Source organism: Siphonobacter sp. BAB-5405, from assembly GCF_002872335.1.
In the GTDB taxonomy this organism is placed as follows: Bacteria; Bacteroidota; Bacteroidia; order Cytophagales; family Spirosomataceae; genus Siphonobacter.
In genome coordinates, this window is the sequence record NZ_NJAG01000182.1 from 1 (window position 1) to 284 (window position 284).

Here is a 284-nt window from a genome sequence, read left to right on the forward strand (position 1 = left end):
CCGGCTGGTTACCACTGATGTGTTCGTTATGCACGGTCTCCAGCTCGCGTGCTTCTGTGTAGTCGGCAATGGGATGTGCCGCCGTACGCAGGGAGCCCTGCAACAGAAAGTTGGTTTTGAAGTAACCAGGGTATACAACCGTTGCGGAGATCCCCATGGACTTCGTCTCGGCGGATAACGCCTCGGTTAAGCCGACCACCGCAAACTTGGTAGCGTTATAAATGCCCCAGCCGGGAAAGGTACCCAGGAAGCCAGCGATGGAAGAGATGTTGAAAAACGCCCCT

At 55.6% G+C, this 284-nt stretch carries 1 protein-coding gene; it reads right to left on the reverse strand.

The features are described 5' to 3' along the window. A partial coding sequence (locus BWI97_RS26885; protein ID WP_146011100.1) for an SDR family oxidoreductase occupies nt 1-284 on the reverse strand: 284 nt, incomplete at both ends.